The organism is Pseudobutyrivibrio sp. OR37, assembly GCF_900113655.1.
In the GTDB taxonomy this organism is placed as follows: domain Bacteria; phylum Bacillota; class Clostridia; order Lachnospirales; family Lachnospiraceae; genus Pseudobutyrivibrio.
Map to the genome: position 1 here is coordinate 60,497 of NZ_FOQF01000014.1, position 21,979 is coordinate 82,475.

Annotated in this window: 19 protein-coding genes and 1 pseudogene; 17 read left to right on the forward strand and 3 right to left on the reverse strand. The window is 33.5% G+C overall.

The features are described from left to right. From BM097_RS08525 to BM097_RS08600, 16 genes are all read left to right on the forward strand, one after another. Positions 1-657, forward strand: coding sequence for an RloB family protein (locus tag BM097_RS08525; protein ID WP_090548094.1), 657 nt, complete (start codon positions 1-3; stop codon positions 655-657). Between the two features lie 51 nt (positions 658-708). Beyond that, on the forward strand, positions 709-1,062 hold the full coding sequence (locus BM097_RS16360; RefSeq protein WP_177197416.1) for a hypothetical protein: 354 nt from the start codon (positions 709-711) through the stop codon (positions 1,060-1,062). A 133-nt stretch (positions 1,063-1,195) separates the two neighbouring features. Then, positions 1,196-1,477, forward strand: a complete 282-nt coding sequence (locus tag BM097_RS08535) for a type II toxin-antitoxin system RelE/ParE family toxin (protein WP_090548097.1) — start codon at positions 1,196-1,198, stop codon at positions 1,475-1,477. A 12-nt stretch (positions 1,478-1,489) separates the two neighbouring features. Then, positions 1,490-1,792: a HigA family addiction module antitoxin gene (locus BM097_RS08540; protein ID WP_090548100.1), complete on the forward strand. Its 303-nt coding sequence runs from the start codon at positions 1,490-1,492 to the stop codon at positions 1,790-1,792. Between the two features lie 87 nt (positions 1,793-1,879). After that, complete coding sequence (locus tag BM097_RS08545) at positions 1,880-2,119, forward strand: hypothetical protein (protein ID WP_242944684.1); 240 nt, start codon at positions 1,880-1,882, stop codon at positions 2,117-2,119. A gap of 214 nt (positions 2,120-2,333) precedes the next feature. After that, a complete protein-coding gene (locus BM097_RS08550) occupies positions 2,334-3,536 on the forward strand; it encodes a glycosyltransferase (RefSeq protein WP_090548103.1) in 1,203 nt (400 codons plus the stop codon). A 2-nt stretch (positions 3,537-3,538) separates the two neighbouring features. After that, on the forward strand, positions 3,539-4,531 hold the full coding sequence (locus BM097_RS08555; protein ID WP_090548105.1) for an acyltransferase family protein: 993 nt from the start codon (positions 3,539-3,541) through the stop codon (positions 4,529-4,531). 110 nt (positions 4,532-4,641) lie between these two features. Beyond that, complete coding sequence (locus BM097_RS08560) at positions 4,642-5,742, forward strand: polysaccharide pyruvyl transferase family protein (protein WP_090548107.1); 1,101 nt, start codon at positions 4,642-4,644, stop codon at positions 5,740-5,742. Between the two features lie 20 nt (positions 5,743-5,762). After that, positions 5,763-6,935 carry a radical SAM protein gene (locus tag BM097_RS08565; RefSeq protein ID WP_090548109.1) on the forward strand — a complete coding sequence of 391 codons (1,173 nt, stop codon included), beginning with the start codon at positions 5,763-5,765 and terminating at the stop codon, positions 6,933-6,935. A 33-nt stretch (positions 6,936-6,968) separates the two neighbouring features. After that, complete coding sequence (locus BM097_RS08570; RefSeq protein ID WP_090548112.1) at positions 6,969-8,207, forward strand: nucleotide sugar dehydrogenase; 1,239 nt, start codon at positions 6,969-6,971, stop codon at positions 8,205-8,207. 14 nt (positions 8,208-8,221) lie between these two features. Next, positions 8,222-9,346, forward strand: coding sequence for a glycosyltransferase family 4 protein (locus BM097_RS08575; RefSeq protein WP_090548115.1), 1,125 nt, complete (start codon positions 8,222-8,224; stop codon positions 9,344-9,346). 51 nt (positions 9,347-9,397) lie between these two features. Continuing rightward, the gene (locus tag BM097_RS08580) at positions 9,398-10,546 is read left to right on the forward strand and encodes a glycosyltransferase WbsX family protein (protein WP_090548117.1); all 1,149 of its coding nucleotides are present in this window, start codon (positions 9,398-9,400) and stop codon (positions 10,544-10,546) included. A gap of 26 nt (positions 10,547-10,572) precedes the next feature. Further along, a complete protein-coding gene (locus BM097_RS08585; RefSeq protein WP_177197417.1) occupies positions 10,573-12,516 on the forward strand; it encodes a capsular polysaccharide synthesis protein in 1,944 nt (647 codons plus the stop codon). Positions 12,517-12,889: 373 nt separating this feature from the next. After that, positions 12,890-13,096, forward strand: a complete 207-nt coding sequence (locus tag BM097_RS17040) for a DapH/DapD/GlmU-related protein (RefSeq protein ID WP_443197883.1) — start codon at positions 12,890-12,892, stop codon at positions 13,094-13,096. Continuing rightward, entirely contained in the window at positions 13,093-14,292 is a 1,200-nt protein-coding gene (locus BM097_RS08595; protein WP_090548124.1) for an O-antigen ligase family protein, read from the forward strand. Before BM097_RS17040 ends, BM097_RS08595 begins: the two co-directional genes overlap by 4 nt. 31 nt (positions 14,293-14,323) lie before the next feature. Next, entirely contained in the window at positions 14,324-15,763 is a 1,440-nt protein-coding gene (locus tag BM097_RS08600; protein ID WP_090548127.1) for a lipopolysaccharide biosynthesis protein, read from the forward strand. 247 nt (positions 15,764-16,010) lie between these two features. Here BM097_RS08600 and BM097_RS08605 read toward each other — a convergent pair. The 3 genes and pseudogenes from BM097_RS08605 to BM097_RS08615 form a co-directional block, all read right to left on the reverse strand. Then, positions 16,011-17,431 (reverse strand): annotated as a pseudogene (locus tag BM097_RS08605) (IS1182 family transposase). Positions 17,432-17,653: 222 nt separating this feature from the next. Then, positions 17,654-19,345: a glycosyl hydrolase family 28-related protein gene (locus tag BM097_RS08610; protein WP_090548130.1), complete on the reverse strand. Its 1,692-nt coding sequence runs from the start codon at positions 19,343-19,345 to the stop codon at positions 17,654-17,656. 42 nt (positions 19,346-19,387) lie between these two features. Next, entirely contained in the window at positions 19,388-20,971 is a 1,584-nt protein-coding gene (locus BM097_RS08615) for a hypothetical protein (protein ID WP_090548132.1), read from the reverse strand. A gap of 337 nt (positions 20,972-21,308) precedes the next feature. Here BM097_RS08615 and BM097_RS08620 point away from each other — a divergent pair. Beyond that, positions 21,309-21,979 (forward strand): dTDP-glucose 4,6-dehydratase (locus tag BM097_RS08620; protein WP_143084972.1); only part of this gene is annotated, 671 nt, incomplete at its 3' end.

Genomic DNA, 21,979 nt, shown 5'->3' on the forward strand with positions numbered 1-21,979 from the left:
ATGGCAAGAAAAGATAGAACAGGAGAACGAAAAAGTCGTTCTAATAAGCGTAACATGCGTGTCCCTGAGTTAGGGTATTATTTAATAGCAACAGATACAAAGGGAACAGAACGATGTTTTTTTAGCGGGCTACAAAGTGCTTTGCCAGATGAAATCAAGAATAGAATAGTAATTAAGGTTGTCGAAACAAAGACACATTCCCTAATTGATAAGTGCTTGGAGTATTGTTCGTATGATGCACAGTATCGTAGTCCATGGATCGTTTTTGATAGAGATGAAGTTCAGGGATTTGATGAAATAATATTGGAAGCAGAAAAAAAGGGGATTAGAGTAGGGTGGTCGAATCCTTGCTTTGAAATTTGGATGTACGCATATTTTGGTGAGATGCCAGCAATACAAGAATCGTGGACTTGTTGCAGTGAATTTGGAAGAGTGTATGAGAGAAAAACAGGACAAAAATATTCAAAAGTTGATGACCAAATGTACAACAGACTCTGTGAAAAAGGAAACGAAGGGGCTGCAATAAAAATTGCTCGGCAAAAAATAGACCAATGCATTAGAGAGGGGAAATCAAGGCCATCTGAAATGTGTCCTGCAACAACAGTGCACGAATTAGTCGGAGAGATTAAAGAGAAGGTGAATAATAATACTAAGTAGCGATGTTAAGCAACATAAAAAAGTGCTAGGCGTTTCATTAAAGAATAGCTTATGCTGTATAATGGGGATAAGCAGAAGGCTATACAAGCAACTATTAGCATCTGTATTGAACAAGGAAAATTATTAAGATACCTTTCTGAACACAGGAGGGAGGTTGAAGACTATATGTTTGCATTATTAAGTGATGAAGAATTAAAAGAAGCCTACGGAGATTATAGGGAGAGCATTGGAGAAGAACGAGGAATAGAAAAAGGAATAGAAAAAGGAATAGAAAAAGGAATAGAAAAAGCTATGCTAATGGTTATTGAAAAGCTAATAAAAAACAAAGGCTTTTCAATTGAGGAAGCTTTGGAAGCGCTGGATATTCCAGAAGAAAAAAAGGAAGAATATAGAGCATTATTATAAAGAGTGAACGAATTGGCCAGGGCACACCGAAAGGTGTGCCTTTGTTGACTGCGTTTTCAGATAAAATAAGGTTGACAAAAAAATATAAAAGATATATCTTTAAAGCAGAAGTACTAATGGAGAACAGAAGTAAATGATAGTGGTATGGCATGATAAAGAAGCTGAGAAAATTTGGAACATGAAATTCTCAACAAAACTTCCTCATGATATTCAAAAGACGGCGAGAAGGAAGCTTATTATGCTTAATTCAGCTGCAAGTATAAATGATTTGAGAATACCTCCATCTAATCATCTTGAGGAATTGGCAGGGAATCGGGAGGGACAGCATAGCATTAGAATTAATGATCAGTATAGAATTTGTTTTTATTGGAATAATGGAAATGTAATTGTTGAAGACATTTGTGATTATCACTAAGGAGGGCTATATATGATGAGTTTAGAACCTACATCTCCAGGAGAAATTTTACGTGAAGAATTTCTTGAACCTATGAACATTACGGGATATAAACTTGCAAAGGAGGTACATATTCCTCAGTCTAGGATTAGTGATATTCTTAGTGGTAAGAGAGGAATTACAGCAGACACTGCAATGAGATTTGCAAGGTATTTTGGAACAACGCCACAGTTTTGGCTGAATATTCAGAATCAGTATGACTTAGATATGCTTAAGGTATCGGGTAAAGTTGTAGATATCGCAGATATCAGACCTTTTAATTTGATGCAAGGATAATCTATACAAGCAACTATTAGCATCTGCATCGAACAGGGAAAATTATTAAGATACCTTTCTGAACACAGGAGGGAGGTTGAAGACTATATGTTTGCATTATTAAGTGATGAAGAATTAAAAGAAGCCTACGGAGATTATAGGGAGAGCATAGGAGAAGAAAGAGGTTTAAAAATAGGAGAAGAAAAAGGTGAAAAGCATGGTAAAGAGATGGGTTTACTCACGGCTATTGAGAAGCTAATGAAAAACAAGGGCTTTTCAGCTGATGAGGCTATGGAAATCTTGGATATTCCAGAGGAAAAAAGAGAAGAATACAAAGCATTATTATAAAAGCTTGATAAAGCAGCCAGGGGCACACCGCAAGGTGTGCCCCTGGCTTGTTTTTATGCCATTTGTGTATTATTTGTGAAAAGTTACATATATTAATGAAAAAAATATAAGTAATTTTAATCAGTAGGCAATTGTCAACAACTCTCTAATGATGTATACTTCTGCAAGATGGCCTATTACAGGTCTATCAGCGAAAAATACGAGGGAGTTTAAAATGAGAGTTCTAATTGTAAATAAATTCTTATACCCTAACGGGGGTTCAGAAACATATATTTTCAAGCTGGGCGAAGCTCTTATGGCAAAGGGCAATGAGGTTCAGTATTTCGGCATGGAGCATGAAGGCAGATGCGTAGGCAATGCGGTTAATGCATACACATCTGATATGGATTTCCATGATGCCAGCAAGCTTGAAAAGCTTACATATCCTTTAAAGACTATCTATTCTAAAGAAGCTAGACAGAAGATTCGTCTTGTTTTAGATGATTTCAAGCCAGATGTTGTACATCTTAATAATTTCAATTATCAGCTTACACCATCCATGATTTTAGAGATTGTGAAGTGGAGAAAGCAGACAGGTCATGCATGTAAGATTGTATTTACAGCCCATGATTATCAGCTGGTTTGCCCTAACCACATGTGTAACAATCCAAACACACATGAAAATTGCGAAAAGTGCCTTAGTGGTAAGTTCATGAACTGTACCAAGGGTAAGTGTATCCACGGCAGCACAGCGAAAAGCTTTATCGGTACACTGGAAGCTACCTTCTGGAAGCTTAAGGGCACATATAAATACATTGATACATTCATTTGCTGTAGCCAGTTTATGAAGAGCAAGCTTGATGCTAATCCATTGTTTGCTCCAAAGACTATTGCAATACATAATTTTATCGAATCTATCCCATGGATAGAATCTGAGAAGGAAGATTACGTACTCTACTTCGGAAGATATTCCGAGGAAAAGGGGATCCGTACATTGATTGAGGCAGCCAAGAGAATGCCTGAGGTTAATTTCATTTTTGCAGGCAAGGGTCCATTAGAAGATTTGCTTAAAGGCATTGATAATATTAAGAATGTGGGCTTTAGGAGTGGCGATGATTTAGCTAATCTGATTCGCAAGGCCAAGATGTCTGTTTACTCATCAGAATGGTACGAAAACTGTCCTTTTTCTGTAATGGAATCCCAGATGTATGGTACACCAGTTATCGGTGCAAATATCGGCGGTATCCCGGAGCTTATTCAGGTAGGCAAGACTGGTCTTCTATATGAAAGCGGAGATGTAGACCAGCTTTGTGATGCAATCCACAGCATTTGGCAGGATGATGCCAAGGCACAGGCTATGCATGAGGCTTGTAAGGATTTGAAGTTTGATACTATTGATGAGTATTTAGAGAAGATGATGAAGATATACGAGGGGTAAGAATGATGGGTGAAAAGAAACGATACGACGCACTAGATGGAGTGAGAACACTTGCTTGTATAGGGATTGTGCTAATGCATGTATTGGCTAATACAGAGTACAATTTGAGTGGGTTTATATATGACCAAATGATACCTTCATTTACCAACTTTACATTTCTGTTTATGTCAGTTAGTGGTTTCGGAATGTGTTGTGGATATTATGATAGGATGATATCAGGTAATATAGATATTGTTTCATTTTACAAGAAAAGATATAAGAAAATCCTTCCCTTTTTTGCACTATTATGCTTTATGGATTTGATTATATCACCTAGTTTGAATTCGCTTTATGAAGTGTTTGCTAATTTAACTCTTTGTTTTGGTTTAATACCTAATGCTGACATTACGGTTATAGGAGTTGGCTGGTTCTTAGGAACGGTATTTGTTTTTTATATGTTGTTCCCATTCTTCTGTTTCTTATTAGCTAATAAAAAAAGAGCATGGATAGCATTGATAGCTTCATACATAATGAATTATTTATGCAGAGTATATTTTGATGCTGGAAGAAAGTCTATAGCATATAGTTTTATCTTTTTCATGATTGGCGGAATGGTATACATATATAAAGAAGAAATAGAAAAAATTGCTTCTATGAAATGGATATCAATCATTCTATTGGTGAAAAGCGTTGGAATATATTATTTTGTGACGAGTATAACTATCGTGATGTTGCTGATAGGTACTTGTATTTTAATCATGTCACTGTTTATATCTGAAAAAGGATTATTAATAAATCCTATCATGAAATTCATAGGCGGAATAAGTTTTGAAATTTATCTTTGCCACATGTTTGTATTTAGAATATTGGAAAAACTACGTTTAATTGAAATGACACAAAATAATTATATAGACTATTGGCTCACATTTCTCATGGTAGTGGTTGGATCTGTTTGCTTTTCCTATACCGCAAGATTTGTAATACAGAAGATAGATACAATATTATTTAAGCGATGAAAGAGCTAGTAGAAAAAGTTGGATATACAAAATAAATGGTAGGAATTTTAAATGAGTAGTAATAAATTGAGAATATATAATTTTAGTTATCTACAGGAGAATTAAACTAGATGAACATTATTTATTATCAGACAAAGACTAAATTTGACAATACTGGTGACGCGTTAATAAATAGAGCACTAATTGAAACGCTACGAAAATACGGAGAAGTGAAGTGTAATTGTAGCGATGAGATACCAGAAAAATTTATTAGTGAACTGGGTATTAGGGAATCAGAGAAGATTGATGTAAAGAATGAGTTTGGGTTTATATTAAATATACTTAGTGATGCTAGAATTGCAAAAAAGAATGGTCATAAAGTATTTATAGTATCTGGATTAGGACATAACTATGGTAGAAGCTTAAAAAAATGTATTAGAAACTTAGTTGCTAGTTTGATTTTTTTGATTTATAAAATCTATGGGGTAAGGACCATAAGAATTGGAATGTCAATAGGTCCTATTTCTAAAACACTTGCCATTACAGAAAAAATCAGAAGCATTTTTATTGATTATTACTATGTACGTGATACAAAATCGCTAGATTTATGCCACAGTATAGGTATAAAAAAGGCAAAAATGTGCCCCGATATGTCATGGCTATATGATTTTGATGGCGAACGACATGCTAATGATAATAATGATATTTGCATCAATTTGAGGGGGACAGTTGACTTTAATGCTGATGAAGACTATCAGGAGAAAGTGATAAAAAAATGTGATGAAATTATTGCTAATCTATATAGAGATGGGTCTAAATTATATTTTTGCTATCAGGTTTTAGAAGATAAAGATTTTTGTAATTACATTTATGATAGGTTTAAGAAAAAATATAATAGTGAACTAATAGAGCAACAGTTAGGACTAGATGATGCTTCTGAGATATATAGCAAATGTACGTACAACATAAGTAATAGACTGCATTCATTATTGTTAGGATATAAGTATGGTGCGTTACCAATTGCTCTCCTTGACCAGAAAAAGAATTTTAAGATTCAGCAAACCATGGTTGATAGTGGTTTAGGAGAATTATCAATAGATGTTTATAGTGATTCATCTAATAATGCTGAAAGGATATCACAGCAAAAGAACGATTTCGCAAGTAAATTATTTGAAGTAGAAAAAAAGAGACAAGAAGAAATATTGACAATTTTAGAATACATTTTTAATTAAGTTATTAAGAAAGGATTATTATGGCAGAAAAGAAATTAAACGGAACCGTAATCGTAACTTACAGATGCAACGCACGTTGCTCTATGTGTAACAGATATAAGGCACCATCAAAGCCTGAAGAAGAAATCTCAATCGAGACAATCAAGAAGCTTCCTAAGATGTATTTCACAAACATCACAGGTGGTGAGCCTTTTATCAGAACAGATATCAAGGATATTGTTCGTGAGCTTTATAAGAAGTCAGACCGTATTGTAATTTCTACAAATGGTTTCTTTACAGATCGTATTGTAGATCTTTGTAAGGAGTTCCCACAGATTGGTATTCGTATTTCTATCGAAGGTCTGGAGGAGACAAATAACAAGATTCGTGGTCTTGATAATGGTTTTCAGAGAGGCTACCAGACACTTAAGAAGCTTCGTGAGATGGGTATGAAGGACGTTGGATTTGGTATGACAGTTCAAGATATGAACGCACCTGATCTTGTACCTCTTTACCAGCTTTCTGATGAGATGGGAATGGAGTTTGCAACAGCTTCACTTCACAATAGTTTCTATTTCGTAGAAGCTAAGAACATTATTAAGGATCGTCCAATGGTAGCTCAGAATTTTGAGAATCTTGTTAACGAGCTTCTTGCAAGCAAGAGCCCTAAGAAGTGGTTTAGAGCATACTTCAACCACGGACTTATCAATTATATCTATGGACAGAAGAGACTTCTTCCATGTGATATGTCATTCGATACTTTCTTCATCGATCCTTATGGTGATGTAATGCCATGTAATGGTACAAAGGACAAAGAGGTTATGGGTAACCTTAATGAGCAGTCATGGGATGAGCTTTGGAATTCTCCAGAGGCAGAGTCAGTTCGTGCAAAGGTTCGTTGCTGTGATAGAGATTGCTGGATGATTGGTTCAGTTTCACCAGCTATGCATAAGTATATTTGGGTACCACTATGGTGGGTAATCCGTCACAAGGCTAAGTTCTGGACAAAGAAGAAGTACAGCATGTACGAGAACAAGATTGTTCGTGATCTCCGTGATGGCAAGGTAACAAAGGAAGATCTTGATAAGTGCAGTACATGTGATATGTGTGCAACAGTAAACAATGGTCTTTCAGCAGCATCTATGGAACAGCTTAAGGATAAGACTGGTGAAGAGATTGTAGATGCTGATATTGCAGCACAGTTAGGCAAATAAAATATAAATGTATTATTGAAAGAGGGAATAAGTATGAAAATCGCAGTAGCAGGAACAGGATATGTAGGTCTTTCGATAGCAACATTATTAGCTCAACATCATGAGGTTCATGCTGTTGATGTAATTGCTGAAAAAGTAGAAAAGATTAATAAGAGAGTATCTCCAATTCAAGACGAATATATTGAAAAATATCTTGCTGAAAAAGAATTGAATTTGGTAGCCACATTAGATGCAGAGGAAGCATATACAAATGCGGATTTTGTAGTCATCGCAGCACCAACAAATTATGATTCTCAAACACAGTATTTTGATACATCAGCTGTTGAGAATGTAATTGAGCTTGTAATGAAGTATAACCCAAATGCCATTATGGTAATCAAGTCTACCATTCCTGTAGGCTACACTAAGTCTATTAGAAAAAAATTTGGTTCAGACAACATTCTCTTTAGTCCAGAGTTTCTTCGTGAGAGTAAGGCTTTATATGACAACTTGTATCCTTCAAGAATTATTGTGGGTACAGATTTAGATGACGAGAGATTAGTAAAAGCTGCTCATACATTTGCTGGACTTCTTCAAGAAGGTGCAATTAAAGAAAACATAGATACATTGTTTATGGGATTTACTGAAGCAGAAGCAGTGAAGCTTTTCGCTAATACATATCTTGCTCTTAGAGTTTCTTACTTTAACGAACTTGATACATATGCTGAAATGAAGGGACTTGATACTCAGCAGATTATTAATGGTGTTTGTCTTGATCCACGTATTGGTACCCATTACAACAATCCTTCATTTGGCTATGGCGGATATTGCTTGCCTAAGGATACAAAACAACTTCTTGCTAACTACAAGGATGTTCCTCAAGATATGATGTCAGCTATAGTAGAAAGTAATAGAACACGCAAGGATTTTATTGCAGATAGAGTTCTTAAGAAGGCTGGTTATTATGGATACTCAGAAGGTAATACTTGGAGTGCTGATACAGAAAAGAGTGTTACAGTCGGTGTATACCGCCTTACTATGAAATCTAATTCGGATAATTTCCGTCAGAGCTCGATTCAGGGTGTAATGAAGCGAATAAAAGCTAAGGGCGCAACAGTGGTTATCTATGAGCCTACATTGAAGGACGGCGAAACTTTCTTTGGAAGTAAAGTTGTAAATAATCTTGATGAGTTTAAGAAAATGAGTGATAGCATTATAGCTAATAGATACGACAGTTGTTTAGATGATGTTAAAGATAAAGTATATACTAGAGATTTATTCCGAAGAGATTAAGCGAAGGTAAAAAAGTGAAAATACTTATAATCAGACCATTCCCAGAAAAAATAAATATAGATAGCTATAATGTTCAAGAGATTGGCCTTGCTAAGGCTTTAGTAGAAAAAGGACATGAGTGTGGCATAGTATTCTTTGAAACAAAAAAGAATAATTCCGAACAACTAATTCACACAGATTATGGAAAAGATATCCATATATATTGGCGTACAGGAATTAATATATTAAAAAATGGCTTGTTTTGGAATTTAAAAGAGCTTATCAGCGAATATGATGTTGTACAGGTTAATGAATATGATCAGTTATATAGTTGGTACATATATACATATTGCAAAAAGCCTGTAATTGTTTATCATGGTCCATACTTTAATTCATTTAATAAGAGATATAACTTAAAGACGTCTATATTTGATAGGATATTCCTGAATAAAAGAAACAAGCAGAATACACACATTTTAACAAAGAGCGAGATGGCATCTACTTATTTAAAAGATAAGGGGTTTGAAAATGTTAAAACAGTCGGTGTAGGACTTGATAAAAATAAACTTGTAAATGAAGAACCATGCGAAGAAGTAGTAAAGACACTTGATGAAATAGATGGTTTCAATACCTTCTTATATGTTGGGAAGATTGAAGAACGTAGAAATATTCTATTTTTGTTAGATGTATTTTCAGAAGTAAATAAGTGTTCTAAATGTAAATTGGTTTTGGTGGGAACAGGCCTTGAAGAGTATAAAAAACGTGTACGTGCGAAAATAATTGAGTTAGGCATAGAAGAGTCTGTTATATGGATAGATAAAATGGCTCAAAGTCAATTACCAAATCTTTACAAGGCATGCAAGTTTTTCTTATTCCCTACAGAATACGATATTTTTGGTATGGTTTTATTGGAAGCAATGTATTATGGAATGACTGTTTTTTCAAGTGTGAATGGGGGAAGCAGTACTTTAATACATTCAGGAGAGAATGGATATATCTTTAATGACTTGAACGTAGATGCATGGTCTAATCAGATTAAGAACGTTTTAAATAGAGATGATTCGTCAATTGGATTAAAAGCTCAGGAGATGATACAGAAAAATTATTTGTGGTCTTCCTTGGCAGATGATTTTATTGATGCTTATGAAAACTGTGTGTGAAAAAGATAAAGTCGTAATTTATAAAATATAAAAAGATAAAGAGGAACGAAAATGAATAATAAAAAAGCTCGTGTAATTGCATTATATTTGCCTCAGTTTCATCCAGTACCATCAAATGATAAATACTGGGGAAAGGGATTTACTGAGTGGACTAATGTTGCAAAAGCAAGACCACTTTTTAAGGGGCATGATCAACCAAGGATTCCAGCAGATTTAGGTTTTTACGATTTAAGACTCCAAGAAGTGGCAGAAGAACAGGCAAAACTTGCAGAAGAAGCTGGAATAGAAGGATTCTGTTATTGGCACTATTGGTTCGGAAATGGTAAGGAAGTATTAGAGATGCCATTTGATAGAGCAGTTCGTACAGGTAAGCCAGATTTTCCATTTTGTTTAGGCTGGGCGAATCATGATTGGACAACAAAAACTTGGGAAAAGGGTAAAGGTATTGCTAAGGATACAATGATTTTTAAGCAGGAGTATCCAGGAGATGAAGACTATAAAGCACATTTCTTTAGATTTTTAGATGCCTTTAAGGATGATAGATATATTAAAGTGGATGGAAAGCCATTATTCCTTGTATTTGACCCATTCGCTATTCCGGATCCAGAGCATTTTATAAATTATTGGAATGAGCTTGCTAAAGAAAATGGACTTGAGGGATTTCATTTTGTAGGAACTACAGCAGCTCCAAATATTAATCCTAAGAATTTATCATCATTCTTTGATGCATTCGAGGAAAAGGTTGATAATACAAAGAATGTAGGCTTTGACGCTATTAGAACATATAATCAAAAATATGCTGAACTTATGGCAGGAGGAAAAGTTAAGAAGGTATTTAATGCTCTTCTTCGTAGAATAGCTCCAGGTTTAGCAATTGAAAAATATGATTATAAGAAAATTGTAGATAATATTTATTCTGATATTGATTCAAGAAATGATGTGTATCCACAGTTATTAGCAGGCTGGGATAGATCGCCAAGATCTGGTAGAAGAGCTATTATTTATCATGGAACAACACCTGAAACATTTAAGTATGCAGTAGAAAAAGTTCTTGATAGAGTTAAAGATAAAGATCTAGAGCATCGTATTGTATTCCTTAATTCATGGAATGAATGGGGCGAAGGAGCTTACATGGAGCCAGATTTGAAGTATGGAAAAGGTAAGCTTGAGGCATTGAGAGAAGCATTAGAGGAATCGTAAATAATCAGAGCATGGGAACAAATAGTATGGTAAAAAAAATATCGATTGTTGTACCAATTTATAACCAGGAAAAGTATTTAAATAAATCAATACCATCTGTATTAAATCAAACCTATGGTGATATCGAAATAATTTTAGTTAATGATGGTTCTACTGATTCTAGCATGGAAATGGTGAATTTTTATGCGAAAAAAGATGAGCGAATTAAAGTGGTTAACAAAGCAAATGGAGGTTTAGTAGATGCAACATTAGCTGGAATAGAAAATGCTACTGGTGATTATATAGCTTTTTTAGATCCTGATGATTACTGGGGTAAAGATTTTTTATTTAATCTTATAAAAGAATCAGATAACGAGGATATTATCGCTTCAGGTTTCTATTATGATTTTAAAGGACAATTAAGACCTTATCCATTATCTGAAACTAAAGTGTATATGGGGGATGAATTAAAGAATTTGCGAGGAACCTTTTTACATAATGAAAGTACTGAAGGTATTCCTAATACGTTATTTTTTTCTAGGTGGAATAAAATTTATAAAAAAGAAATAGTAGATAAGGCGTGGGTAAAGTTTAGCGAGTGTAAAAATATCACATTGGGTGAGGATTCGATTTTTACTTATCTGGTTTTAGGGTGTTCAAGTTCTGTAAAGACTATAGCTGGAATTAACTCATATTATTATAACATTGGTAATCAAAATTCAATGATGAAAACGGGTACAATAAACAGCTACATTACTAAAGCACGACTTGCAAAAGATACGTTATTGAAGCTTATTGAGAATCCGAACGATAATCATATTGCATATGCTCTTTATTATTATTTGATTGAAACATTATATTCTAGAACATTAAATTCTTCAAAAAAAGATTTTTATGATTTTAGAAAAATTATGGATCGTGACGCTGACTACCTTTCATCAATTAGGATTATTTCTAAAAGCTATAAAAAAATAAGCTCAAAAGTGAAGGTAAATGCTAGAGTCTATTTACCTAAGGGATTATATTATTTTGAAAAAAAGCTTTTTATGGATAGAGCTAAAAGCTTAAAATCATATGTTGTTGATGTTAAATATGCACTTAGGGCATCTTTAAAGATGAAAAAATCATTTTCATATGAATTGAAACATAAACGAAGACGAACAAATGCATTCAAAGATTTAAATGAAAAAATCTCTCTTTTGGATGAACGGATTTATCCGATTCTAAAAAAATATGAATATAAAACAACTGATTTTTCAAACTGTCCAATTGAGAAGAATGTGTTTGTCTTTTGGTGGGATGGATTTGAAAATGCCCCTGAGATTGTAAAAAGATGCTTGGCATCAGTAAGAAAAACATATAGTGATTGTAGAATAATAGAAATCTCAAAAGAGAATTATAGAGATTATACAAATATTAATAAGATTATTGAGAGTGATTTTTATAAAGGGAAAATATCAGTACAAACTTTCTCGGATATTCTAAGATTTAATTTATTAAAAAATAATGGTGGCTTATGGATAGATGCTACTATTTTTTTCTTAGACTACTTTCCGATGTTTGAAAAATTGAAATCAAAATCATTTGAGTCACTTTGCTTTAGTACTAGTAGTGAGTTTTTCAAATACGGAACGATTAGTTGTAGTTGGTCTGGATATTTTATAGCTAGTCGTAAGGAAAGCGTGTTTGTGAATGCTATGAATGAAGTATTCGAAGAGTATTATTTAAAATATAGAGATTATACTATTTATTTCTTTATAGATGCAGCTTTTATGCTTGCCAAAAAGTACGGCATAGATAATGCTGTACTTGATAATATACAGTTTTTCCCGAATGATATGTTTTTATTATCAAAATTATTGTATAGAGAATATGATGCTAAGTGTATTGAAGATTTGAAAAAAGTGCCACAAAAATTAGCTTGGTTCAGCGAGGGATTAGTTGGCGAAAATACTTTTTATAAAAAAGTGTTAATAGAAGGTGTGATTTAAAATGAATAAGAAAATTTATAAGGTGCTTTTTATTCCAGGTATTCTTAGAAATAAATTGAGATGGAAAATTGATAAGAAGAAACTAAATAAAATTGGATGTAATGCTACTATCGGTAGAGATTATTCGTTACGGAATGAAGATTGTATTTCTATAGGGGATAATTTTTCAGGTGGTAAAGATATTAAAATTCATGCATGGAAAGTCGAAGATAAAGACCCAATTATAGAAATTGGAAATAATGTGACCATAACGGATGGGTGTTATATTTCTGCATGCAATAAAGTAGAGATAAAAGATGGTGTATTATTAGGTGTTAATGCGTTTGTTACAGATAATCAACATGGAAATACAACAAAAGAAGATATAAAGCTTATGCCGAATAAACGTAAAATTCGTTCTAAAGGTCCAGTTATAATCGAAAAAAATGCATGGATTGGTAGAAATGTTTGTATAATGCCTAACGTGGTAATTGGAGAAGGATCTATAGTAGGTGCTAACTCTGTAGTGACACATGATGTTCCTCCGTATAGTATTGTTGGTGGGGTACCAGCTAGGATTATTAAGGAGATTAGAAATTGATAATTAATGTAATGGAAATGTTTAGGTTTATTTTGTTAATGCCTATTTTCAATACGCAGTTATTTCAAGGTAGTAATGTTTATAACAATGTAATTCTGTTGATACGCATTGTAACAATTGTATATTGGTTTGGATTATTCATTACAAGGCAACATGAAATAAGTAGGGGCACGTATTATTTGTTGCTACTACAGATTGAATATTGCGTTGTTACTATTATTAATAATGGATGGATAGAAGGGGCACTAAAAAATACAATAGGATTAGTGGCAGCCATAATGATAATAGATATTTATATTAATCAAATTGATAAATTGTTAAGATACCTAGTTATTTATTCATACATATTAGTATATGGGAATGCATTAACAATGCTTGTGTTTCCGCATGGACTAAGAACAGTGATATCTCCTCCATATCCACCAGCTCCTATGTGGTTGATAAGTGTAAGTAATAGTTTGGTCTTTTGGCTGTATCCTATCATGTTATTTTTACTTATAGATTATAGAGTACACAAGAGTAGGTTATCATTAATTGCGGCATTTTTAGCTGGCATGATGAATATTTTTTCAGATTCGACAACGGGGTTAGTTGGATCAATCTTAATGCTATCCATCGTATTTTTGCCAAATATCAAGAAGATAGTAACGCCATTTAAGCTAGGAATAATTTCTATAGTTTTATTTGTAATGATAATAATTGTGGGAAATGTTAAGATTTTTGAACCTATAATTATTGGAATACTTAGTAAGGATATGACTTTTTCATCGCGAGATGTAATATGGGCAAACGCAGTTTTGGCTATTATAAATAAACCATTATTGGGATATGGTGCCTTGAGGTCGGAAAATACAATTAGATTACTAGGTGTATTCCCTAATGGTATTATTGCTGGATCAGCAACACATTGTCATTCTGAATACTTACAGGTAGTATTCAAATATGGGCTGATTGGTTGTATTTGGTTATTTATTATATTATTTGCTATATTATATAGAACATCACGAAAGGGGACTGATGTATCATATATATTTGGTGCAGGAATAGCTATAACTATGATTATGGGTATTACTGAGGTGTTTACTTATCCGCTATTTTATTTCCTCGTTGGTTTTGCTTATGTATTTGAAAATGTAGAAGAATTAGCAGAGAAGAAATATAATAATGCACCTAATTCATTTATGTTTAGATTATAAGAATTAGTGATTTAGAAAAGGAAATATATAAATGGGAAATAATATAAAACACAAGATATTAAGTGGGGTATTTTGGAAATTTCTAGAGAGGGCTATGGCACAATTAGTATCTATGCTTGTAGCAATTGTCCTAGCTAGATTGTTGAACCCAGGCGACTATGGAACAATAGCGTTGGTAACTATATTTATTACAATTGCAAATGTTTTTGTAACGGATGGTTTTGGTTCATCTTTAATACAGAAGAAAGATGCTGATAATGTGGATTTTTCTACAGTTTTTTATTTTAATATTGTTTTTTGCTTATTCTTGTACAGTATAGTATTTTGGGTGGCACCTTTTGTTGCGAGTTTCTATGAAAAGCCTATATTAACTCCAGTGTTAAGAGTATTAGCAATAAAGATTCTTATTTCGAGTTTAAACTCTGTTCAACATGCTTACGTTGCAAGAAACATGCTGTTTAAAAGATTTTTCTATTCTACTTTGATAGGTACAATTATTTCTGCATTTGTAGGAATTTGGATGGCGTACCATCGTTTTGGAGTATGGGCACTAGTGGCACAGGAATTGACAAATTGTACTATAGATATGATAGTTCTATGGTTTACTGTTAAGTGGAGACCAAGTCTTAATTTCTCCGTATATAGGTTAAAAGAATTATTCGATTATGGTTGGAAATTATTGGTTCAGAGTTTACTAAATAATATTTATGGAAACCTACGAAACTTGATTATTGGAAAAGTGTACTCTAGTGAAGATTTAGCCTATTATACAAAGGGAAGTTATTATCCTAATCTAATAATAGCAAATATCGATACTGCATTGAATAGTGCACTATTTCCAGCAATGTCACACGAGCAGGAGGATGTGGCGCGTGTAAAGCTTATCGCGAGACGTTCTTTATCTATGTGTTCTTATGTTTTGAGTCCAGTTTTGGTTGGATTTGCAGTAACAGCTCCTACAATTGTAAATCTTGTGTTAACAGCAAAATGGCTTCCAATAGTACCATTTATCAAAATTTTTTGCGCAAGCTTGATGTTAAGACCAGCGTTGACAGCAATGCTTCAAGCTGTAAAGGCTGTTGGAAATAGCAATTTAGTGTTAAAATATGACATACCATTGAGAATTATAGGAATATGCTTAATAATTGTTACTGTTAAATTCGGTACAATATACATTGCATTAGGAGAGGTCGTTGTAGAAATTGTAGGATTATTTCTATATTCAATTGCTTGTAAAAAGTCTATAGACTATTCATTATTTGAGGTGCTAAAAGACGTAATTCCTAATATATTAGGGGCAATTATAATGGGAATAATTGTTTATTTCGTAGGCTTATATTTTTATAGTATACCTAATGTAATATGTTTATTAATTCAAATATTTGCTGGTGTTGTGTCATATATAGGAATATCATTATTGACAAAGAATGAAAATTTTATGCAAGTATTAAAGATAATAAATAAGCGATAGATTTTGTTTTGATTAATTCATATTGTCAATCTGAAGTGAGCTACGTTAGTTGTTATTCAATGATTAAAAACTGGGTGCTGGAAAAGTGTAGTTTGAATATTGAATAAAAGTGAAAATAATGTATGTTTGTTCTATGATAATAGATAGCATTAACTATAGCTATGAGGATGCTGCAAAACTTCGTTTTGCAGCATCCTTTCCTATTTCTTCGATGTTATTTTGAGATTTATGATGAAAATGGCTTCCTCTAAGCCATATCTAATTCCCATTCTTGCTGTATTTTTGCCAGCTTTTTTAAATTCATACATGCAAAGGTAAGCGCGACCTTCATTCTTATGCGCGCCTTGCCATACATCTGTGTATATCTGAAACCGTGATTCTCTTTAGCTGTACCAAAGATTCTTTCTATGGTTTCTTTTATGTGAGAGTATAATTCTTTCATTCCTTCTGTGTATCGGATATCTTCACATGCTTCCATATATTCTTCCCATACATGTCTGGTTACTACTTTGACATGATTTTTACTAGCTATGCACTGACCTAGGAATTCACATTTTTCGTATATGTGACCACAACTTTTGTACTCCTTATATCCGTCTCTGTTTGTAGTACTGTATTTTAAGATTTGATTATTCGAATATATGTAGCAGTCATTGTATTCATCATAGACATACTCATACTTTTTGAAGAAGCCATCTTTTTGTTTGTGGACTCTTGTATGGAAAAACAGGTTTTACACCATCATCAAGAAGGAGTTTTGCTATGGCAGGAGTTTTATATCCAGTATCAACAATACATTTTTCCATTCCAATGTTTTCTAGCTTATCATAAAAGGCCCTTAAAAGTTCTGCTGTCATGCTCGTTACCTGGATTGACATCAAAACCTAAAATCCATCCGTTTTTATCACAAGCTGTTTCTATTCCATAAGCAAAGACATGCTTGTGCTCGCCCTTTCTAAACCATCCGCTTTCAGGAGCAGTAGTACTATATTTGATTGTTTTACCATCCAAAGGAATATCATCAGTGTAGTCTTCAAAGTTATCATTTCCACCTGATGAACCTGAAGAATTGTTATCATCATCCTTGTCTTTTAATGGCTTTTTACCATGAGCAGCTCTGTCTGATGTTATCTCTTTTCTTAGCATCTCTTCATAGAACAAGGCTTCCTGTTGAGCGATTCTTTTCTGCATCTTTTTATTATTAGCTCTTGCTTTTACATGAGTAGCATCAACAAAAACTTCTGTTGGATCAATCAGTTTGAAACGATAGCATTCCTCTAAGATGCGCTGAAAAATTTGTTCAAATAAATCAGTACCTTCAAATCGTCTTGAATAGTTCTTTCCGAAAGTAGAAAAATGAGGGACTTTATCATAGAGTTCGAGCCCTAAGAACCATCTAAAAGCAACATTCACCTCAATCTCTTTTATAGTTTGACGCATGCTTTTTATTCCGTATAAATATTGAATCAGCGGGATTTTGATTAGAGTAACAGGGTCAATACTTGGACGACACTGATCTGGAGAATATTTGTCTCTGACTAAATCATAAATAAAGGACCACTCAATAGCCTTATCAATGATTCTAAGAAGATGATCTTGAGGAACCAAATCATCTGTACATACAAATTCAATCTGCTTTCTAGCCTTCTCGTTTTGTTCTGTAATCATTATTCTACCCCCTTGTTTTGATAGTTCTATTATACCAAAAAGTGGCTAGAAAGCTTGTGAAATCAAGGCTTTCTAAGGATTTAGATAGTCTAAAAATGAAAGAACTGGAGTCTGCCGACTCCAGTTCCTCCTTATTAAAAAGAAAAGGTCGCGTCGCCGCGACACTTTGTCTACACTCTGAGAGGGGCTGGATTACTCCAACCCCTCTTAAAGTTTTAGCAATTAATTAATTATTAATTTAGATGGATAATTTGATTTAATTGTTTTAGGTACTATAGAATTTGAGATTTCTAGCAAATTTTTGTTGTGATTATCGAAAATAATACTTATGTCACCATCTATTGTACAATTATTTATTGATGAACTGATATTATAAGTAGGTAAGAATACACGAGTCTTCGAGTTAAATGAAATAGTTCCTCCATCTATATACAAAAATGTACAGAAATCAAGAATATCAACGTCAAGATTAAAATTATTGTCGTTTAATACAATTTTTGAACTAGCGGTTGATTTGTCGGTATATTCGAATCTCAAGCTTTCTGCATTAATTGTAAAATTGTTTGAATTGATGTTTTTAGAACTTTTTAACTTAATTCTTGCAGGAAAGGCCTGAGTAAGTACAGTTGTATTATTGGAAAATGTTAAATTATAACAGTCGAATATATACAAATATCCATAATTAGTTTTGTCATCCAGTAAGTTTGTTATATTTGTAGTGTTATTGCTGAATACAATATTACCAGCTCCTAGTAGTTTTATGCCAGTATTAATATGTCCATTACCTGTGATAGCATTATTCTCAACATTAACTGTTGAAATAGGAGATCTTAAATTTACAGCAATTATATTGTCGGAAACCATGTCGTTATTGGCGTTATTAATTACGCAATTAGTTATTGATATATTTGTTATATCAACTGATGATCTACCCCAAATGGCAATATTTTCATCCCATCCAGTATGGAAAAAAGAGCAATTTATTGCTTTTACATTGGAGATTGGATATTTGCACCCATAGACCCAAAATGCGCCACCTATTCTACATGCGGCAGTATTTTTTATTTCGCAGTTTGATAATAATATGTTTGAAATAGGACCATTATCGGAATTAATCCAAAATGTTGTATAATAGTATGGAGAACTATTATCACATTCGAATGAACATCGATTAAAACTGCATGAATCAGAAGTATCTATTTTAATGAGTGCGGAGCCAATGTTAGTTTTTTGGTCATATGCGATGTTATCCGATAATTTAAACGATAGATTGGAAGCATTAAAGTTTTTACATTTTAATCTGAAATTCCAGTTTATATTAGGTGGAATTGATGAACAATTAAATATTAGAACCGATGAGTCAAAAGACTCACCTGTCATGGTTAAGGCATTTGATATTGTTATTTCAGATGTAAATAAATATTGACCAGAAGGAAAATATAAATTTTTGTACTTTGTGCATAATTCCTTAAATATAGCAGAATTATCAAAATGGCCATCTCCAATCATTCCGTAATCGCAGACATTGATTTGAGATGGTGATGTGTTTTTTGAAACTGAAGTGCCTATAACTTTATAATGATTATCTTGAAAAATTATTTTATTCCACGACAAACTAATTCCTTGCGATAAATAATTTGTGTAGTCAGGAGATGTAACAATCGCTTTAACTACAGAATCATTACCATATAGTTCAGAAGCCGTATTAATCAATCCATCTCCAATGCATGTCATAGTACCAGTTTCTGCATTTTCTACATAAAACATTGCCTCAATATTCCCCGAAGATAAAGGGATAATATCATCGTCTATAGATACAAAATTCCCAGCAAATGCATAACAGAATACGCCTAACATAATTACTAGGAAAGATTGTATTATTTTTTTATAGGTAAAGTATTCTTTAATATTCATAAGATATTCCTCAATAACAAATTTTTAAGTATTATACATAAATTACCACCATTTGAACAGTTTCTTTACGAATTTGAAAATACTATTGAAGAACTGGGTTATTGATGATTGCTGATCGTCATTTGCGGTATGGGGAGTTTCTTCTGCTTGTGCAGTTTCTTCTTTTGCATTTTCATTATCGACATTAGCTGCTTCTGTACTATCGGAACTAATTGGAGTTTGCTCCTCCTCAGCGACAATTGTTTCGGTTATTGTATCTTTTATTATAGATTGGCTATTATCGTTGTTTTCATTATCATTAGCTTTAGTAATAGCAGGTTCTTCTAGTAACGGCTCTTCTATTAATTTTTCAGATTCATCTTCGATATTCTCTTCTTGAATAGGTTCAGCGTTAGTTTCCTCATGTGTTTCCGGAGATGAAGGTTCGGAAGGAATAGGATAATCTTCTATATCGTTTTGTGGCTCATCTTCACTTATATCAGGAATTACCTCTGGAACAGATTCAGGTATATCCATTGTTTCATCATCTTCGCTATCATCATAAAAGGCAGGAATATCAATAAGTGGTTTATCTATTATATTACTGAAATCGCTTTGCACAGCATCCATATTTAAAGAGATATCAATATTTTGATATTCTTCTGGAAGGGAATCCGATTCAATTGAATAATGTATACTTTCACCCGTGGTACTTCTAACATAAATTGACCTAAGTGAATAGGTACCGGATGAATAATCTGTTGTAATGTCAGGACTGGCACACCAGCAATCGTTTGAGGTATACACGAATTCATCAGTAATGAAATCGAAATACTTTCCTTGAGCTAAGCCTACATTTATAAATTTATTTTCACCATAGTTTGCAAAACAAACCTGAGCATATTCGATATCGTAATCATCCTGTGAGATATTTACTGAAATTACAGGATTTGGTCCACCTAATGAAAATGATTGATTCGAAATTGAAAATGAAATCGAAGGAGCAAATTCTTCTTCCTCGTCAGGCTTTTTGTCACCACAGAAAATACAGATATCATCTTCACCGTATTCACATGGTTCAATTTCTTCATAAGTGCATTCGGTGGCAGCTTCGTCCTCGCTATCTTCATCTGGTTCAATCATTTCAGTGCAGGTTACTGTATGTGTGCCATCTTTATTACCTGTGTATTTGAAAGTGTGAACATGTACATTTTGGTCATCTTCCTCTGATTCCTCTGTAATAGATGCATCATCTTCTTCCGCTTTGTCGTCTTCAGCAGCATCTTTTACATCGGTTTGTTCGTCGTTTTCTTTATCTTCACTATCATCTTTTACATCTTTTTCTACGTCTGACTCATCAGGTAGTTCAACTTTTGGTTCATCTTTTGGATTTGGTGTATCTGATACATTATCGACCTTTGGAATTTCAGGAACATCATTATTATTGTTTTCAGGAGCAGGAATAGGATTATCGATTACTGGTTCGGGCTCCGTAGGAACATCATTTGATTGTGTGATGGGGGCGTTTTCACTGTTATTTACTTGTGCTGGCTGCGGATTTTCATCTGCATCAGACGCAGTAGCTGATGCAAGTATAGGATTTAGAGCAAGAATGAAAACAATTAGAATTGCATAATGTTTTTTCATAAGATATAACAGCTCCTTTCATAGTGCAATCGTCACTAATTAAAGTCTAGAAAAACTGTATGGAGATTCTGTGTAATCTTTGAAAAAAGAAATCGAAAAAAATGTAGGAAAATCAAGGGTTTGCTAGATGTTGGGGTTGACTTTTGGAGGAAACGAAATGTGGGAAAGAAAAAAGAAAGTTTACATGTTGTAAAAAGCGACAACAATTCTATGAATTAAAAAGTACTGCCTAGCAAATATTCACATAAATAAATAAACGTATAGTAATTTGAATGCAGAACGTTTAAAATACTTAAGGATTATTTTGCATAATATATTTAAATTAAAGGGGTAGAATATGAGAACATATTTAGTAACAGGTGGAGCAGGCTTCATCGGAAGTAACTATATTCACTACATGTTTAAGAAGTACGATAACGAAATCAGAATTATCAACGTAGATAAGCTTACATACGCTGGAAATCTCGAGAACCTTAAGGATATCGAGAACCGCGATAACTATACATTTGTAAAGGCAGATATCTGCGATAAGGAAGCAATCCGAAAGGTATTTGCTGAGAACGATATCGATAGAGTTGTACATTTCGCTGCTGAGTCACACGTAGACCGTTCAATCAAGAATCCAGAGGTTTTCGTTCAGACAAACGTACTTGGTACAGCTGTAATGCTTAACTGTGCAAAGGAAGCATGGGAGCTTCCAGATGGTACATTCAAGGAAGGCAAGAAGTTCCTTCATGTATCTACAGACGAAGTTTACGGTTCTCTTCCAGACGATGACAACGCATTCTTCTATGAGACAACACCATACGATCCACATTCACCATACTCAGCTTCAAAGGCAACATCAGACATGCTTGTAAAGGCTTACATGGATACATACAAGTTCCCTGCAAACATTACAAACTGCTCTAACAACTATGGCCCTTACCAGTTCCCTGAGAAGCTTATTCCACTTATCATCAATAACGCACTTCAGGGCAAGGATCTTCCTGTTTACGGTGATGGTAA